Source organism: Roseibium aestuarii, assembly GCF_008477545.1.
In the GTDB taxonomy this organism is placed as follows: domain Bacteria; phylum Pseudomonadota; class Alphaproteobacteria; order Rhizobiales; family Stappiaceae; genus Roseibium; species Roseibium aestuarii.
Genome location: NZ_VORA01000003.1, coordinates 253,187 through 269,998, shown reverse-complemented (window position 1 = coordinate 269,998; position 16,812 = coordinate 253,187). Strand labels below are relative to the sequence as shown.

Genomic DNA, 16,812 nt, shown 5'->3' with positions numbered 1-16,812 from the left:
CGCGGGGCGTTCAGGCGTCCCGCGCACCGAGCGCAAAGGCGATCCGCTCGACCAAGCGGGTCGCCACCTCACCCTTGGCGAGATCCGGCCAGTCTTCCACCCCGTCCCGGCTCACCAGATGCACCGTGTTGCGGTCGCCCCCCATGATGCCGGTCGCAGGACTGACGTCATTGGCGACAATCCAGTCGGCGTTCTTGCGGGTCAGCTTGGACGCCGCATTGTCGAGCACGTTCTGGGTTTCCGCCGCGAAGCCGACCAGCAGGCGCGGCCGCAGGGCCGCATGATGGCCGAGCGTGGCCAGAATGTCCGGGTTCTCGGCGAACTGAAGGGTCGGCGGCTTGCCGGACCCGTCCTTCTTGATCTTCTGGGCGGCATCCTCGGCCATGCGCCAGTCGGCCACGGCGGCGGCCATGATCGCCACATCGGCGGGCAGGGCGGCTTCCACGGCCGTCAGCATCTCGCGCGCGCTTTCCACCCGCACGACCGTCACCCCGTCCGGATCGGCAAGGGACACCGGGCCGCTGACCAGCGTGACCTCGGCACCCGCAGCGGCCGCGGCGGCGGCAATCGCATAGCCCTGCTTGCCGGAGGAGCGGTTGGCGATATAGCGCACCGGATCGATGGGCTCGTGGGTCGGACCGGCGGTGATCAGCACCTTGCGACCTGCCAGAGGGCCAACCGGCCCCTTCACCTTGCGCAGGAGTGCTGCGGCGGCGCGGGCAATTTCCAGCGGTTCGGCCATGCGGCCGACACCTGCCTCGCCGCTTTCGGCCATTTCGCCGGCATTCGGGCCGATGAACTGCACGCCATCGCCGATGAGGGTGGCATGGTTGCGGCGGGTCGCGGGGGCATCCCACATCTTCGGGTTCATGGCAGGGGCCATGAGCACCGGCTTGTCGGTGGCCAGCAGCACGGCCGTCGCGAGATCATCCGCCAGACCATTGGCCATGCGGGCCATGAGATTGGCGGTCGCAGGGGCCACCAGGATCAGGTCGTGATCGCGGGCGAGGCGGATGTGCCCCACGTCCTGCTCGGCCTCCCGGTCGAAGAGTTCGGTATAGACCGGCTGACCGGTGAGCGCGCCCACGGCCAGCGGCGTGATGAACTGCTGCGCCCCGGAGGTCATGATCGCCGTGACCACGGCGCCGCGTTCCCGCAGACGCCGGATCAGGTCGAGCGACTTGTAGACCGCGATGCCTCCGGAGAGGATCAGCACCACGCGGGCATCTCGAAGCATGTCTCATCACTCCTGCGGGCCCGTGGGCCGGGACTGGCTGGCAGCGGGGGTCAGGTGCCCGAGCGGAAATCGCGCGGGGCCGGAGAAATCGGCTGCGCGCCGGTTCCCGTCAGCTGATAGACCGCAAGGCCGCGTTCATTCTCGCCCGTCGGCAGGAAGCGGAACAGGCCGTCGATGCCGATGAACCCGTCCTGATTGGTCAGGACGGAGGTGGAGAAGCGTTGCGCCCCGGCTGAGCGCACCAGCCCTGCGGCCAGAGTCACGCCGTCATAGGCAAGGGTGGCATTTCGCGGCGGCTGCGAACCATAGGCCTGGGCATAGCGGCCCGCGAAGGCCTGATAGCCCGTGTCTTCCGGCCCCGGATACCAGGCACCTGCCAGGATCGGGCTGGACTTGATCTCGCGGCTGTCCCACTGGCCGGTGCCCAGCAGGGTCACGTTGCCCAGATTGCCACCCTGCTGCATCAGGGTCTGCATGGCGAGGATCGGGACCGGGCCGCCGGCAGGGATAAAGACCGCGTCGACCTGACTGAGGGCGCCGGAGAGAGCCTGGGCCTTGGCGGTCAGATCCGCGGTGCTGCCGCCTTCGGTGGAGTAGCGCTGGATGGAGACGATGCGGCCCCCGGTGCGGCCGACTTCCTGACGGAAGGCCGCCTCGATCACCGCGCCATAGGAGTCCCCCGGGATCAGCGCTGCATAGGAGCGCTTGCCCTGGGATGCAGCGTGGGAAATGATCCGCTTCACGTCGCTCTGGGGCAGGAAGCTGAGCAGATAGACGCCGCGCGAGGCAACCGACGTGTCGGTGGAGAAGGCCACGACCGGCACGCCAGAGGCGCGCGCCGTGGCGGCGGCCCCTGCGACGGCGGGTGCGAAGACCGGGCCGAGGATCAGCTCCGCGCCGTCTGCGATGGCCGACTGGGCAGCTGCCCGTCCGCCTTCGGCGGTGCCGCCGGTATCCTTCAGCAGAAGCTGGATATCCGCGTTGGGAAAGTTCTTCAGGGCCAGCTCGGCGGAATTGCGGAAGACCGAGGCGATGGAGGCAGCACTTCCCTGACCGCTCATGGGCAGCAGCAGGCCGACCCGCACGGTGCCCGTGCCGATGACTTCGCCAGACACCTGGGGCTGGGCCGGCGCATTGATCTGATCTCCCGGATAGGAGCCGAGATTGGAGCCAAGGCACCCGGCAAGCGCGAGGGCCGAAAGGGCCGCAAGGCTGCGGGAGCCGACACGGGTGGCGGACTTCAGCCAGTGCGCCGCACGCAGAGCTTTCAATTCAATCACGGATGCCTCCTCGATCGCCTTTTGAATTACTTAACGAATTGATCGGCGCCCTGTCCACTGGGACCGCAACCGGGAACCCCACTTGCGCCCGTTTTCAAGCGTTTCTGCGGCCGAACCAACCCGGGAAGGCGCGGGAATAAATTAATGTCGTTAATTAAAACACCCTCTCGGGTCCCTGTGCGTCTCTCCCTGGTGCGTCCTTGAAGGCAGGACAGAGGAACGGGGGAGGCTTTTCCTTTACCCGCCTGCACGAGCGGGTTAAGGGGGAACAAGGAGCCTCGTGGCTCGAGGAATGCCGACCGGACAGGGCCATGACCGCAGACGACCACCAGACGACGCGCCGCTATTTTCTTGGGGAACATGCCCTGAGCGCCCCTGCGCTGGAGAGCGCGCTCTACATCGTCTCGACGCCGATCGGCAATCTGCGCGACATCACCATCCGCGCACTGGAGACGCTTGCCGCGGCCGACGTGATTGCCTGCGAGGACACGCGGGTCACGGGCATCCTGACCCAGCGCTACGGCCTCAAGGCAAGGCTCTTGCCCTATCACGAGCACAACGCGGACAAGCAGCGGCCGAAGCTTATGGCCGTGCTGGCAGAAGGCGGAGCGGTTGCGCTGGTCAGCGATGCGGGCACGCCGCTGGTGTCCGATCCGGGATACCGGCTGGTGCGGGACGTGGTCGCCGAAGGGTACAAGGTGGTGCCGATCCCCGGCGCCTCGGCCCTGCTGGCCGGTCTGGTCGGCGCGGGACTGCCCAGCGACACGGTTTGCTTTGCCGGCTTTCTTTCCCAGAAGGACGGGCAGAAGCGCAGCCGCCTGAACGAGCTGAAATCCATCGTCGGCACGCTGGTCTTCTATGAAAGCCCCCGGCGACTGGGCGCAACACTTGCCGTGATGGCCGAGGAACTGGGGGCAGACCGGGAGGCTTCGGTCGCTCGGGAACTGACAAAGCGCTTCGAGACCTTCGAGCGCGGGACCCTTTCCGAACTTGCCGAGGTCTTTTCCGGCGAGGCGCCGAAGGGCGAGATCGTCATCCTGGTCGGGCCGCCGGGGCAAGCGGAAGAAGCCAGCGCCGACGACATCGACACACTGCTGCGCCAGGCGCTTGCCGACATGCCGGTGAGTGCCGCGGCAAAGTCCGTGGCAAAGGAAATCGGCGGCGACCGCAACGAGATCTACAAGCGGGCGCTGGAGCTCAAGGCGCAGGGGGAGGCGTGAGCCGATGGGTGCGGATGCGACTTCCAACCGCCGCCGCGCCTATCGCCTGGGGCTAGCCGCCGAGACCCGGGCCGCCCTGGCCCTGCGGCTCACGGGCTGGCGCATCCTGAAGCGCCGCTACAAGACGCCCTCGGGCGAGATCGACCTCATCGCCAAGCGGGGCAAGGTGGTGGCCTTCATCGAAGTGAAGGCGCGCCGGAGCCGGGAGGCCGGCCTGGAAGCCGTGACGCTGACAGCCCGGCGGCGGATCGTCAAGGCCGCCCGCCACTTCATCGCGGGACATCCGAAAGCCGTCTTCTACACCCTGCGTTTCGACGTGATGATCGTGCGGCCCTGGCGCTGGCCGGAGCGGATCGAGAACGCCTTTCCCGCCCACGACTGACCTGCTCCTCCCGTGATTGCGACCTCGGTCGCTCTGGACAAAGCCGACCCGCGACCGCATATCTGGACCAGTCCTTCCTCAATTCCCGGCGTGCCCGATCGGCGCGCGCCATCTGCCCGGAGATCCCCCATGCCCCTCAAGGTGGCGGTCCAGATGGACCATATCTCGTCCATCAACATTGCCGGCGACAGCGCCTTCGCGATGATGCTGGAAGCCCAGGCCCGCGGCCATGAGCTCTATCACTACACCCCGGACCGGCTGGCCATGTGGGGCGAGGATGTCTTTGCCGCGCTGGAACCGGTCGAGGTGCGCGACGAGAAGGGCAACCACTTCACCCTCGGCGAGAAGCAGCGCTTCAACATGGCCGATATCGACGTGGTGCTGATGCGGCAGGACCCGCCCTTCGACCTCGCCTATATCGCCGCAACCCACCTGCTGGAGAAGATCCACCCCAAGACCCTGGTGGTGAATGACCCGCGCGAGGTGCGCAACGCGCCGGAAAAGCTCTTCGTCACCGAGTTTTCCGACCTGATGCCGCCGACCCTGATTACCCGCGACAAGGCAGAGATCGACCTGTTCCGCGAGCAATATGGCGACATCGTCATGAAGCCGCTGTTCGGTCATGGTGGGGCGGCCGTGTTCCGCATCACTTCCGACGATCTGAACTACGGCTCGCTCTATGACTTCTTCGCCGCGACCTTCCGCGAGCCCTGGGTCATCCAGCAGTTCCTGCCCAACGTGAAGCATGGCGACAAGCGCATCCTGCTGGTGGACGGCGAGTTCGCCGGCGCCGTGAACCGGGTGCCCGCCGCAGGCGACCTGCGCTCCAACATGGTGCGCGGCGGGGCGGCTCGGGAAAGCGAACTGACGGACAAGGAACGGGAAATCTGCGCCCGCCTCGGACCGTCGCTCAAGGCCAAGGGCCTGATCCTCGTCGGCATCGACGTCATCGACGGCCGCCTGACGGAAATCAACGTCACCGCCCCGACCGGCATCCGCGCGGTCAAGCGGCTCGGCGGACCGGATGTGGCCGCGCATGTCTGGGACGTGCTGGAGGCCAAGGTGAAGGGCTGAGGCAGCCCGGACCGCCCCATCTCTCATGATGCTCTCGACGCGGGCGGGTTCAGCCGAACCCGTCCGCGTTCGTCTTTCTGTCGCAGGCAACTTGTATCGAAGTGTCTGCGGCCCTTGCGTCAGGCCGCCGGAGGTCCCACCTCCTCCGGAAACACGACCAGATCAGGTCCGACAGATAAGGAACCCTCCCATGTTTGATGCCAAGTCTCTTCTGGATCAGTTTCTCGGTGGCGCGGCCGGTGCCGCCGGGCAGGACGGCGCCTCGCCCAAGTCTCGAGGCGGCGCGGACGATCTGTTGTCCATGGGCCGCGACTTCCTCGGTTCACAGGGGCAGGGTCTGGCGCTCGGCGGGCTCGCCGGCATCCTGCTTGGCAGCAAGGCGGGCCGCAAGCTGGGCAAGAAGGCCGTGAGCTACGGCGGTCTCGCGCTTGCCGCGGGCCTCGCCTACAAGGCCTATCAGAACTATTCCGCCTCGAAGCAGGGCGCGCCGCGCCCGCAAACCGACCCGCTGCCGCTGAAAGCCCCTGCGGGCACCAGCTTCGATCCCGCCCGGCAACCGGGGGGCGAGAGCGGTATGGCCGTGACGCTGCTCACCGCGATGATCGCGGCCGCCAAGGCCGACGGGCACATCGACCGGGACGAGCAGACCCGGATCTTCGACAAGATCGACGAAGCCGGGCTCGACAGCGAGGCCAAGGCCTTCCTCATGGACGAGCTGCGTGCGCCGCTGGATCTGGACAAGGTGGTGCGGGCGGCCGCGACACCGGAGGCTGCGGCCGAGATCTACGCGGTCTCGCGGCTTGCCATCGATCCGGACCATGCGGCCGAAAAGGCTTATCTGCAGATGCTTGCCGCGCGGCTGGAGCTGGATCCGGCGCTGGTGGACGAGATCGAGCTGGCCGTGCGCGAGGCGCAGCTGGCCGGCTGAGGACCTGCAGGGCGCCGCGGCCCGACGTCAGCTCATCAGGCCGCGGTCCTGACGCATGCGCGCCACCAGCAGGATCATGCCCATGCCCATGAGATAGGGGAAATAGAACCGCGTCTCGTAGTGAGGGAAGACGAAATACTTGGCGATGATGCTGGTGAAGATCGCATAGAGCAGCACCTTCGGCCGTTCCGGCATGGCCGGCTTGTTGATGCAGCGGGCGTGGAAGATCGCGAGCGCGAAGAGCACCGCGACCCAGGTCTGGTTGGTGAGGGAGCGCACGGTGGAGCGCACCAGCATCTGCACGTAGATCAGTGGCGAGAAGGGCGGATTGAAACCCTCGAGCGTCGGAACATATTCCACATGGGTGAACCACATGTGGACCCACCAGCCCGGATGCCCTTCGTCCTTCAGAATGAACATGTAGGCGGCGCAGGCCGCCGCGAAACAGGCGGTCATCACCAGGCGGCGAGGCCCGTAGACCAGCGCGAAGACGAAGAAGACCCCGATGAAGGCCAAGTGATCCGGCCGGATGAAGAGCGCCGCCAGCAGGCAGAGCGCAGCGGGAATATCGTGCTTCTCGCAATAGAGATAGAAGGCGAGCAGCAGGAAGAAGGACGCATAGAGGTCCGGCGTGACCAGCGCCGCGATGGGGCCGAAGCCGCAGACCAGCAGCATGGAAACCACGATGGGCCCGGCCCCCATCAGCTTGTAGCGGGCCAGCCACCGCATCAGCAGCACGCCTGTCGCCGCCGCCGACAGGATGGAGATCCAGCGCAGGGCAGAGACCGGATCCGTCATCTTTGCCAGCAGTCTGGCCGTTTCCACATAGCCGAGCTTGAGATCGTAGAAGCCCATCATGGTGGCGAAGGCGCGGGGATCCTCGGCCTGGCGGATGCGGTATTCCCGGTCCTGGGTCAGGGTCAGATACTCGCCCTCCGAAAGATCGGCCTTCATCAGGGCATAGGCCTTGTCGTGCAGGGCGACCGAGTCGTCGATCTCGTCCTCCAGAATCGCCGCCGTATAGGCGAACATGTCCCAGTTGGAGAGCGGATAGACCTTCACCACCGCCACCGTCATGACCGTGAAGAGCAGCAGGATGAACCCGCCGATGAGATGGCGCTGGGGGTAATAGAGCCGGACGGCGCGGGACCAGATCGCCCGGAACGTGTCCTCGACAAATGTTGCAAGCGGATTCACCGGCCAGTCCCCTTTTTCACCCCATACGCCGCGCGCTGAGGCGCGGCTGGCCGAAACCCTAGCAAAGCCCCGTAATTTTTACGTAAATGGAGTTTCCGGCAACCACAGGCTCTGCGGCAGTTTCCGAACAGCTTTTCCAGAACCGGCCTTGCCGAACAGGGGCTTCCATGTCTCCAATCGGTAAAAGTCCTTGGGGAGGAAGACCATGCGGGATCTCGGATCCTTCGATTACGTGATTGTCGGCGCCGGCTCGGCCGGGTGCGTGATGGCCAACCGGCTGAGCGAGGACCCGGAGGTGAAGGTCCTGCTGCTGGAGGCCGGCAAGGACGACAATTACATCTGGATCCACGTGCCGGTCGGCTATCTCTACTGCATGGGCAATCCGCGCACGGACTGGGGGTTCCGCACGAAGGAAGATCCGGGCCTGAACGGCCGCTCGCTGATGTATCCGCGCGGCAAGGTGATCGGTGGATGTTCCTCCATCAACGGCATGATCTACATGCGCGGTCAGGCCGCCGATTATGACGGCTGGCGCCAGCAGGGCTTGCCCGGCTGGGGCTGGGACGACGTGCTGCCCCTCTTCCGCAAGTCGGAAGACCATTACCGCTGGAACGACGATCTGCACGGGCAGGGCGGCGGGGTGCGGGTGGAAGAACAGCGCCTCTCCTGGCCGATCCTCGATGCCTTCCGCGAGGCCTGCGCCCAGACGGGTATCCCGAAGATCGATGATTTCAACCGGGGCGACAACGAAGGTGCGTCCTATTTCCAGGTCACCCAGCGCTCGGGCATCCGCTGGAACGTGGCCAAGGGGTTCCTGCGCCCGGCCATGAAGCGGCCGAATCTGACGGTGCTGACAGAAGCCCAGGCCAGCCGGATCCTCTTGCAGGACGGGCGCGCCGCAGGGCTGGAGCTCACGGTCAAGGGGGCAGCGGCCCGGGTGAGCATCGACGGGGAACTGGTGCTGTCCGCCGGGGCCATCGGCTCGCCGCAGCTGCTCGAACTCTCCGGCATCGGCCGGCCGGACGTGCTGTCTGCGGTCGGCATCGACACGGTTCATGCCCTGCCGCAGGTGGGCGAGAACCTGCAGGATCACCTGCAGCTGCGCACGATCTTCAAGGTTCGTGGCGCATTGACCCTGAACACACTGGCGAATTCCTGGTTCGGCAAGGCCCGGATCGGCATGGACTATGTGCTGCGCCGACGCGGACCAATGTCCATGGCGCCCAGTCAGCTCGGCGCCTTTGCCAAGTCGGACTCCTCCTTTGCCACGGCCAATCTGGAGTATCACGTCCAGCCCTTGTCGCTGGACAAGTTCGGCAATCCGCTGCACCCGTTCCCGGCGCTGACCGCCAGCGTCTGCAACCTGCGCCCGGAAAGCCGGGGCCATGTGCACATCACATCTTCGGACCGGTCGGTCCAGCCGGAAATCCTTGCGAATTATCTCTCCACCGAGACGGACCGCCGGGTCGCGGCCGATGCCATTCGCCTGACACGGCGGATCATGTCGGCCCCGGCGCTCTCCGCCCACAGCCCCGAGGAATATCTGCCGGGGCCGGATCTTACCTCCGACGCGGATCTGGCAAAGGCTGCGGGCGCCATCGGCACGACGATCTTCCATCCCGTCGGCACCTGCCGCATGGGGGCGGATGACGGCGCGGTGGTCGATGGCCGGCTGAAGGTGAACGGGGTAAGGGGGCTCAGAGTGATCGATGCCTCGATCATGCCGACGATCACCTCCGGCAACACCAATGCTCCGACCATCATGATCGCCGAGAAGGGCGCGCAGATGATGCGGGAAGACCGTCGCGCGGGTGCGGGGCGCTAGAGACATGGCTGACGACATGCTCCCGGCTTCAAAGTTTTCAGGGGTGCGGCCGGGGCTGGTGCTTGCGCCGGGGGCGGCCAGCATCGATATGTTCGGTCAGACATATCGGTCGAGACCATGCTGAAACACTCCCGCCCCCTTGCCATCCTCACTTTTGTCCTCACGGCCCTCTGGACCGGTCAGCCGAATGGCGGCGCGGCCCGGGCGGAGGAACCGCTGACGATCCTCGCGGCCGCAAGCCTGACGGATGCACTCACCGAGATCGGCGCGGCCTGGGCGCGGGCCGGGCACCCGGCACCGGTGTTCTCCTTTGCCGGCACGGGCACGCTGGCCCGTCAACTCGACGCAGGCGCACCGGCCGATCTCTTTGTCTCGGCCGATCAGGCCTGGATGGATCATGCAGAGGAGCAGGGCACGGTCGCAGCGGACAGCATCGTCGAAATCGCAGCCAACGCGCTGGTTCTTGTGGGAGCGCCCGAAGCTGAGCCCCTGGCCGCCCCCCTGACACTGGATGCGGTGCTGGGCTCGCTCGGAACGGGACGGCTGGCCATAGCCGAGCCGGAGAGCGTTCCAGCCGGGCGCTATGCCCGTCAGGCGTTCGAGACGCTTGGATACTGGTCCGCGCTGGAGCCTCGCCTCGCACCGATGGACAATGTCCGCGTTGCCCTTGCCACGGTGGCACGCGGGGAAACGCCGCTTGGCGTGGTCTATGGCTCCGACGCGGTGATCGAGCCGGGTGTGCGGGTCCTGGCCACGCTGCCGAACGACTCCCACACGCCCATCACCTATCCGGCCGCCGTGACCCCGGAGGCCCAGCCCGAGGCGGGCGCTTTCCTCGACTTCCTGACCTCACCAGAGGCGGTGAAAATACTTGAATCCAAGGGGTTTCTGACGCTGAATGGGCGCTGAGACGCCGCATTGCACCACAGCGGCACGGGCACGACGAAGGCCATCGGGAGGGGCGTTCACTTGGATTTCCTGCAACCGGCAGAAACGCAAGCGCTGATGCTGACCCTGCGGGTCACCTGCGTGGCCCTGGCGGTTGCGGTGCCTCTGGCCATCGGCTGCGCCTGGCTGCTCGCGCGCCATCGCTTTCCCGGACATGGGCTGGTGAATGCGCTGATCCACCTGCCGCTGGTGCTGCCGCCCGTGGTCACGGGCTATCTGCTTCTGCTTGCCCTCGGCCGCAAGGGCCCCATCGGCAGCCTGTTGTCCGACTGGTTCGGCTGGACGGTGGCCTTCACCTGGCAAGGGGCCGCGGTGGCCGCCGGGGTCATGGCCTTTCCGCTCATCGTGCGACCGATCCGCCTGTCCTTCGAAGCCATTGACCCGCGGCTGGATCAGGCGGCCGCGTCGCTCGGCGCCCGGCGCCTCACCACCTTCTGCGTGGTCACCCTGCCACTTGCCCTTCCGGGCATTCTGGGCGGGGCGGTGCTCGGCTTTGCAAAGGCCATGGGCGAGTTCGGCGCCACGATCACCTTTGTCTCGAACATTCCCGGCGAGACGCGCACCCTGTCGCTTGCCCTCTACACCTCCCTGCAATCGCCGGGCGGCGAGGGACCTGCCCTGCGCCTGACCCTGATCTCCGCCGCCGTGGCCTTTGCGGCCCTCATCCTCTCCGAACTCTGGGCCCGGCAGATGCGGACCCGGCTGGAGGGTCGCGATGCTTGAGGTGGATGTCACGGGCACGCTCGGCGCCTTCGATCTGGACGCCCACTTTTCCGGCGGGGCGGGTGTCACCGCCCTTTTCGGACAATCGGGCGCCGGAAAGACGACAATTGCCAACATGATCGCCGGGCTCGTGCGGCCGGCGCGCGGACGGATCGTCATCCAGGACCAGGTGGTCTTCGACAGCGCGCGCGGCATCGATCTTCCCAGCCGCGCGCGGCGGGTGGGTCAGGTGTTTCAGGACGCAAGGCTCTTCCCCCATCTCTCGGTCGCTTCCAACCTGACCTTCGCCCGCTGGGCGGGGGGACGGGCCGCAACCCGCTCGCTGGACGAGGTGGTGGAGCTGCTCGGCATCGGACACCTGCTGAAACGCAAGCCGGCGCATCTTTCGGGAGGGGAAAGGCAGCGCGTCGCCATCGGCCGTGCGCTTCTGTCCGACCCGCAAGTGCTGGTGATGGACGAGCCCCTTGCCTCGCTCGATCAGGGCCGCAAGGCCGACATCCTGCCCTATCTCGACCGGGTGCGGCAGGAAGCCAACATTCCCATCGTCTATGTGAGCCATGCGATGGAGGAAGTGGCGCGGCTGGCGGAAACGCTGGTGATCGTCAGCGCGGGCCGGGTTCTCGCCCATGGCCCGGTGGCCGACATCATGGCCCGCGTCGACCTGGGCAGCGCCACAGGACGGCATGAGGCCGGGGCTCTGGTGGAAGGCACGGTCAGTCTGGCCGACGAGACCTGGGGCCTCGCCCATGTGGACATCGGTGCAGGGCAAGTGATCCAGATCCCGGATCCTTCGCTGAAAGCCGGGGATCAGATGCGCCTGCGCATCCGCGCAAGGGACGTGGCGCTGGCCCGGGAGCGGCCGGACGGGGTGAGCATCCGCAACATCCTGCAGGGAGAAATCATGGACGTGAGCCTGGAGACCGGACCCTATGCAGAAGTGGTCTGCCGGGTGGCAGACCAGACCCTGCGCTCGCGCATCACCCGGGCCTCGGCCCATGATCTGGCGCTGGCACCGGGCACACCGATCTTTCTCATGATCAAGAGCGTGGCCATCGAACGCCGTCAGCGGGCCAATCTCACGGCCTGAGATCGTGAGCCCGCGCAAAGCCTGATATAGTCCGCAACCATGAACCGCTTCACCCGGCGACGGCGCACCCGTCGCATCCGTCTGATCGTCATCGGTCTGTTTCTGGCCCTGTCCGCCGGAAGCGTCTGGCTGACGGCGGAAACCAGCTCCCGTTTCCTGCGCAGCGATCTGGAAACCCGGGTCAGCGCCGGCTTGCAGGTGCAGGCCGGCATTCTGGAAAGCCATCTGGAGAAGTTCCGCGTTCTGGCGCCTGTCGTCGCCCGCTCCACCAATGCGGAAGCGGTGGCGCTCTTCATCGACGAACAGGTGGGCAAGCGGGTGGCTGCCATCGCCGCCGGCATGGCGGGGGCGGAAGAGGTCTGGTTCCTGAGCTCCCGAGGCCGGCCGATCGCCTCCAGCCTGTCGGATGACCTTGCGGTCATGGCCGACGGCAACCGCATGATCGACAAGGCCTTTGCCGAGGCCGCACAGGGGCAACTGGGCCGCCAGCTGTTGCCCGGCTCGCCCTCCCGCCCGCCAAGCTATGTCTTTGCCTCTCCGATCCGGGTTGAAAACCGCCTCGTCGGCGTGCTGGCCGTGCGGGTCCCGCTGGCGCCGGTGGAACAGGCCTGGGCGCTGACCAAGGTGCCGCTGGCCGCCACGGATGCGGACGGGCGGATCCTGGTCTCCAACCGGCCCGACTGGCGCGGGCGTCTGATCTCCGAGGTGACGAGCGGCAATCCCCTGCACATCGTGCGGCAGCTGCCCGTGCTCGGCTGGGAGGTTCATGCCCTCGCCGACCAGTCGGAGAGCCTGTCGCAAGTCTGGCGCGCCATGCTGATCGCGGTCCTGCTCTGCGTCATCCTGGGCGGCCTGCTGTTCATGCTCGCCGCCCGCTGGGAGGCGCAGGCGCAGCGCGGACGTCGCCAGAGGGCAGAAGCCCTGCGGCTGGAGCGCAAGGTGCTGCATCGCACGGCCGCCCTGCGCCAGGCCAATGCCCAGTTGCAGCAGGAAGTTCAGGACCGGCAGCGGGCCGAGGAACATCTGCGCCAGGCGCAGGCCGAGCTGGTTCAGGCGGCGAAGCTGGCCACGCTGGGAGAAATGTCCGCCTCCCTGTCCCATGAGTACAACCAGCCGCTCGCGGCCATCCGATCCGACGCGGATGTGGCGGAGATGCTGATCGTGCGCGGCCGGGCCGGGGAAGCGGTCGGCAATCTCCAGCGGATCGGCGCCATGGTCGACCGGATGGCCGAGATCGCCCGCACCCTGAAGGGTTTCACCCGCAAGGCCGGGACGGATGTGCGGCCGGTGGACTTCGCCCAGGTGGCGGAGGAAGCAGCCCTTCTGCTGCGGCCGCAGGTCAAGCGGACCGAAACGGAGCTGGTGATCCGCATGCCCCAGGAACCGATCGTGGTCTATGGCGGCAAGATCCGTCTGGAACAGGTTCTGGTGAACCTTCTGTCCAACGCGGTGGATGCGGCACGGGCCGCGCGCGATGCCTCCGGCCAGCCGCCCCGGGTGGTGCTGACCGTCACCGCGGACGGGCCCCATGCGCTCGTGACGGTGGACGATACGGGCGCCGGCGTGCCGGAAAATATCCGGCCGCAGATCTTCGAGCCGTTTTTCACCACAAAGGAAACCGGCGCGGGCCTTGGGCTCGGGCTGTCGATTGCCTATAAGATCGTGCACGATTTCAACGGATCGCTGGTCCTGGAAGACGGGCCGCTGGGAGGCGCCCGCTTTTCCATGCGCCTGCCCCGTTCGGGCGGCCCGTGGGCGGCGGGCAAGACCGAGGCGGATCAAGCGCCGGCGGCGTGATCGGCACGTTCGACAGACTGCGGCTCCGGCCGCCTGCAGGGATGACATGGAATGGATCAGGCGTGTGTTCTGCTGGTGGATGACGAAGCCGACCTCTGCCGCTCCCTGGCGCAGGGGCTTGAGCTCACCGGGCACAAGGTGATCGCCACCTCCCAGGCGGACGAGGCGTTGCAGCATGTGAACCGGGGCTTCTACGGGGTTCTGGTCACCGACATCCGCATGCCGGGGCAGGACGGGTTCGAGGTCATGCGCAAGGCCATGGAGATCGATCCGGCCCTGCCCGTGGTGTTGATCACCGGACACGGAGACGTGCCGCTGGCAGTCGAAGCCATGCGCGCCGGGGCCTATGACTTCATGGAGAAGCCCTTCTCCGTCGCCCATCTGGCCTCCGTCGCCGAACGCGCCATCGAGAAACGGCGGCTGGTTCTGGAAAACCGCATCCTGCGCGAGGATCTGGCCGACCGCAGCGGGCTGGAAAGCCGGCTGGTGGGGCGTTCTGCCGCCATGGAACGCCTGCGCCGAACCGTGCTGGCGCTCGCGCCCACCGACGCGGACGTGCTGATCCTTGGGGAAACCGGGTCTGGCAAGGATGTGGTCGCCCGCGCCCTGCACGACGAGGGGCCGCGCAAGGGCAAGCCCTTCGTGGCGCTGAACTGTGGCGCACTGCCTGCGGAAATCATCGAGAGCGAGCTCTTCGGCCACGAGAAGGGGGCCTTCACAGGCGCCAGCGGCCAGCGCATCGGCAAGCTGGAATATGCCCATGGTGGCACGGTGTTTCTCGATGAAATCGAGTCCATGCCGCTGGAATTGCAGGTCAAGCTGCTGCGGGTGATCGAAACCCGCAGCATCGAGCGTCTCGGGTCCAACAGGTCCATCGAGCTGGACGTGCGTTTCATTGCGGCGACCAAGGAGAACCTGGAGCAGGCCGGCCGGGAAGGGCGGTTCCGTCTCGACCTGTTCTACCGGCTGAATGTGGTCACCGTACCGATCCCGCCCCTGCGCGACCGGCTGGAGGATATTCCGCTGCTGTTCCAACACCTTGCCGTTGAAGCCCGGGCCCGCTACCGCCGCGAGATCCCGGATGTGGCCCCCGCCTATCTGGCGGAGCTGGCCTCGCGCCCCTGGCCTGGCAATGTGCGCGAGTTGCGCAATGTGGCGGATCGCTTCGTGCTGGGTCTGGAAGGCGGCGTCGCGGATGATGAGGCCGACGGGCCCGGTCCGGGCGAAGGCCAGGGGCCGGACAGTCTCTTCGATCAGGTGGCGGCCTATGAGAAGGCCCTGATCGAGGCAGCGCTCGCCCGCAACGAAGGCTCGATCAAGGCGACCTACGAGGGGCTCGGCCTGTCGCGAAAGGCGCTTTACGAGAAGATGCGAAAATACGGCCTCAGCAAGGACGAAACCTAACGGCACGAGAAAAGAGCAACATCGGTGTCACAGGCGCGAAACGCCGATCGTCATCAGGGTGCAAGCAAGTTTTCACCCTGGAGAATAAGCCCATGAACGCGCTTTCGAACCCTGTTGCCTATGAACGAGTGACGCCGGAAATCTTCAGCCGCCTGGTATCGGTCTATGATCTGATGGCCTCGGCCGATCTGCCGGCGACGCTCTTCCCCCTCATCTCGCTGCGCGCCTCCCAGATCAATCAGTGCGCCTATTGCGTGAACATGCATCTGAAGGAAGCGGTTGCGGCCGGAGAAACCGAGGAGCGTCTTGGCCGCCTGATCGTGTGGCGCCACGTGAAGGATTTCACCCCGGCCGAGAGGGCGGTTCTCGCCTGGACCGAAGCCTTGACGGTCCTGCAACCTGCGGCGGACTATGAGCCCCTGCGGGCGGCCCTGCGCGAGCATTTCTCGGACAATCAGATCAGCGTCGTCACCGTCGCTGTCGCCATGATCAACATGTGGAACCGGATCCAGGTCTCGAAGCACTGATATGACCCTGCCACGTCATGCGCGACTGTTCGAAGAAGCCCGCCCCAGGTTGCTGGGGCTGGCCTATCGCCTGCTCGGCTCGTCTGCGGACGCGGAGGATGCCGTGCAGGACACCTACATGCGCTGGCTTCGCGCGGATCGAAAGGCGATCAAGGTTCCCGCTGCGTGGCTCACGACCGCCTGCACGAACCGCTGTCTCGATATCCTGAAATCCGGTGCGCGACAGCGCATGGACTACGTCGGCCCCTGGCTGCCGGAGCCTCTGCAAACCGTCACGCAGGACACGGCGGAAGAAGCGCACCAGCTGGCAGACACCCTGTCGACAGCCTTCCTGCTTCTCTTGCAGCGCCTGACGGCAAAGGAACGTGCGGCGTATCTGTTGCGCGAAATCTTCTCCCAGCCCTATCCGCTGGTGGCCGAAACCCTGGGCCTGACAGAGCCGGCCTGCCGCCAGCTTGTTGCCCGGGCCAGACGGCACATCGGGGAAGAGCGGGTCAGGGCGAGACCGGAAGAGATGCGGCAGATGGAGCTTCTGAGAGCCTTTGAAGCGGCGCTGACCACCGGATCGACGACCGGACTGGATCGATTGCTCAGCGCGGACATCCAGCTTCACGCAGACGGCGGCGGCAAGGTGATTGCTGCACGTCGCATCCTGCATGGCCCGGAAAGGGTTCTGCCCTTCATCGAAAGGGCCCTTGCGCCCAACTGGCGGGAGTTCACGCTGACGCCATGTCAGATGAACGGGCTTGCGGGAATTCTCGTCACGAAGGGGTCGGGCGTCATTGCCGCGGTGTCCCTAGATTGGGACGGGGCCGGGACGCTGTCCAGGATCTACATCACGCGCAATCCGGACAAGCTGCAGCGCCTGCGTCGCCGATATGGCTCGCTCGGCAAGGCAGGTCTGATCGAATTGGAGGAGATTTGTGCGGACACCATGCCGGCCGCAAAAGGGATGGGTCGGAATCGACACATCAGGTGAGGGGGATGTGTGTCGATTCCGACCCAGGGGTGCATCGGGTTGATGCGAGGGGCATGAGGAGAATGCACCGGAATGCCTGCGGTTCCGCGGCTTCGCGTTTTTTTTCGAGGCTTGGCACGGGCGTTGCAAACTTGGGCTCACGCTCTTCCTCAGGGCGCCGGACCGCTCCCGGTCCGGGAGGATTCATAAGATAATGTCTGGGAG

General features: G+C 66.3%; 15 protein-coding genes. 12 read left to right on the top strand and 3 right to left on the bottom strand.

Annotated features, from left to right (window positions below):
• Window positions 1-10: 10 nt before the first annotated feature.
• Window positions 11-1,237, bottom strand: a complete 1,227-nt coding sequence (gene coaBC / locus FR728_RS14170) for a bifunctional phosphopantothenoylcysteine decarboxylase/phosphopantothenate--cysteine ligase CoaBC (RefSeq protein ID WP_149893374.1) — start codon at window positions 1,235-1,237, stop codon at window positions 11-13.
• A 50-nt stretch (window positions 1,238-1,287) separates the two neighbouring features.
• The gene (locus FR728_RS14165) at window positions 1,288-2,517 is read right to left on the bottom strand and encodes a penicillin-binding protein activator (RefSeq protein WP_341872937.1); all 1,230 of its coding nucleotides are present in this window, start codon (window positions 2,515-2,517) and stop codon (window positions 1,288-1,290) included.
• A 311-nt stretch (window positions 2,518-2,828) separates the two neighbouring features.
• On the opposite strand from FR728_RS14165, the gene rsmI reads away from it, so the two are divergent.
• The 4 genes from rsmI to FR728_RS14145 all read left to right on the top strand — a co-directional run bounded on the left by rsmI (window position 2,829) and on the right by FR728_RS14145 (window position 6,121).
• Entirely contained in the window at window positions 2,829-3,737 is a 909-nt protein-coding gene (gene rsmI / locus FR728_RS14160; protein WP_149893373.1) for a 16S rRNA (cytidine(1402)-2'-O)-methyltransferase, read from the top strand.
• Between the two features lie 4 nt (window positions 3,738-3,741).
• Entirely contained in the window at window positions 3,742-4,119 is a 378-nt protein-coding gene (locus tag FR728_RS14155) for a YraN family protein (RefSeq protein WP_149893372.1), read from the top strand.
• A 129-nt stretch (window positions 4,120-4,248) separates the two neighbouring features.
• Window positions 4,249-5,193, top strand: coding sequence for a glutathione synthase (gshB, locus tag FR728_RS14150; RefSeq protein WP_149893371.1), 945 nt, complete (start codon window positions 4,249-4,251; stop codon window positions 5,191-5,193).
• A 190-nt stretch (window positions 5,194-5,383) separates the two neighbouring features.
• A complete protein-coding gene (locus FR728_RS14145) occupies window positions 5,384-6,121 on the top strand; it encodes a tellurite resistance TerB family protein (protein WP_149893370.1) in 738 nt (245 codons plus the stop codon).
• 27 nt (window positions 6,122-6,148) lie between these two features.
• Here the strand turns inward: FR728_RS14145 and FR728_RS14140 are convergent, their stop codons facing one another.
• The gene (locus FR728_RS14140; protein WP_149893369.1) at window positions 6,149-7,318 is read right to left on the bottom strand and encodes a hypothetical protein; all 1,170 of its coding nucleotides are present in this window, start codon (window positions 7,316-7,318) and stop codon (window positions 6,149-6,151) included.
• 205 nt (window positions 7,319-7,523) lie between these two features.
• Between FR728_RS14140 and FR728_RS14135 the strand changes: the two genes are divergently transcribed.
• From FR728_RS14135 to sigJ, 8 genes are all read left to right on the top strand, one after another.
• Window positions 7,524-9,143 carry a GMC family oxidoreductase gene (locus FR728_RS14135; RefSeq protein ID WP_149893368.1) on the top strand — a complete coding sequence of 540 codons (1,620 nt, stop codon included), beginning with the start codon at window positions 7,524-7,526 and terminating at the stop codon, window positions 9,141-9,143.
• A 117-nt stretch (window positions 9,144-9,260) separates the two neighbouring features.
• The gene (gene modA / locus FR728_RS14130; protein WP_149893367.1) at window positions 9,261-10,052 is read left to right on the top strand and encodes a molybdate ABC transporter substrate-binding protein; all 792 of its coding nucleotides are present in this window, start codon (window positions 9,261-9,263) and stop codon (window positions 10,050-10,052) included.
• A gap of 96 nt (window positions 10,053-10,148) precedes the next feature.
• Window positions 10,149-10,814: a molybdate ABC transporter permease subunit gene (gene modB / locus FR728_RS14125; protein WP_244304653.1), complete on the top strand. Its 666-nt coding sequence runs from the start codon at window positions 10,149-10,151 to the stop codon at window positions 10,812-10,814.
• The gene (modC, locus tag FR728_RS14120) at window positions 10,807-11,901 is read left to right on the top strand and encodes a molybdenum ABC transporter ATP-binding protein (RefSeq protein WP_149893365.1); all 1,095 of its coding nucleotides are present in this window, start codon (window positions 10,807-10,809) and stop codon (window positions 11,899-11,901) included. Before modB ends, modC begins: the two co-directional genes overlap by 8 nt.
• Before the next feature lie 39 nt (window positions 11,902-11,940).
• Window positions 11,941-13,698, top strand: a complete 1,758-nt coding sequence (locus FR728_RS14115; protein ID WP_149893364.1) for a sensor histidine kinase — start codon at window positions 11,941-11,943, stop codon at window positions 13,696-13,698.
• Window positions 13,699-13,749: 51 nt separating this feature from the next.
• Complete coding sequence (locus FR728_RS14110) at window positions 13,750-15,102, top strand: sigma-54-dependent transcriptional regulator (protein WP_149893363.1); 1,353 nt, start codon at window positions 13,750-13,752, stop codon at window positions 15,100-15,102.
• Between the two features lie 92 nt (window positions 15,103-15,194).
• Window positions 15,195-15,629: a carboxymuconolactone decarboxylase family protein gene (locus tag FR728_RS14105; protein WP_149893362.1), complete on the top strand. Its 435-nt coding sequence runs from the start codon at window positions 15,195-15,197 to the stop codon at window positions 15,627-15,629.
• Window position 15,630: 1 nt separating this feature from the next.
• A complete protein-coding gene (gene sigJ / locus FR728_RS14100) occupies window positions 15,631-16,608 on the top strand; it encodes an RNA polymerase sigma factor SigJ (RefSeq protein WP_149893361.1) in 978 nt (325 codons plus the stop codon).
• Window positions 16,609-16,812: the final 204 nt, after the last annotated feature.

Coding starts and splice junctions, on each gene's coding strand:
- coaBC (WP_149893374.1), bottom strand. CDS start 1,237: ATGCTTCGAGATGCCCGCGTGGTGCTGATCCTCTCCGGAGGCATCGCG.
- rsmI (WP_149893373.1), top strand. CDS start 2,829: ATGACCGCAGACGACCACCAGACGACGCGCCGCTATTTTCTTGGGGAA.
- FR728_RS14155 (WP_149893372.1), top strand. CDS start 3,742: ATGGGTGCGGATGCGACTTCCAACCGCCGCCGCGCCTATCGCCTGGGG.
- gshB (WP_149893371.1), top strand. CDS start 4,249: ATGCCCCTCAAGGTGGCGGTCCAGATGGACCATATCTCGTCCATCAAC.
- FR728_RS14145 (WP_149893370.1), top strand. CDS start 5,384: ATGTTTGATGCCAAGTCTCTTCTGGATCAGTTTCTCGGTGGCGCGGCC.
- FR728_RS14135 (WP_149893368.1), top strand. CDS start 7,524: ATGCGGGATCTCGGATCCTTCGATTACGTGATTGTCGGCGCCGGCTCG.
- modA (WP_149893367.1), top strand. CDS start 9,261: ATGCTGAAACACTCCCGCCCCCTTGCCATCCTCACTTTTGTCCTCACG.
- modB (WP_244304653.1), top strand. CDS start 10,149: ATGCTGACCCTGCGGGTCACCTGCGTGGCCCTGGCGGTTGCGGTGCCT.
- modC (WP_149893365.1), top strand. CDS start 10,807: ATGCTTGAGGTGGATGTCACGGGCACGCTCGGCGCCTTCGATCTGGAC.
- FR728_RS14115 (WP_149893364.1), top strand. CDS start 11,941: ATGAACCGCTTCACCCGGCGACGGCGCACCCGTCGCATCCGTCTGATC.
- FR728_RS14110 (WP_149893363.1), top strand. CDS start 13,750: ATGGATCAGGCGTGTGTTCTGCTGGTGGATGACGAAGCCGACCTCTGC.
- FR728_RS14105 (WP_149893362.1), top strand. CDS start 15,195: ATGAACGCGCTTTCGAACCCTGTTGCCTATGAACGAGTGACGCCGGAA.
- sigJ (WP_149893361.1), top strand. CDS start 15,631: ATGACCCTGCCACGTCATGCGCGACTGTTCGAAGAAGCCCGCCCCAGG.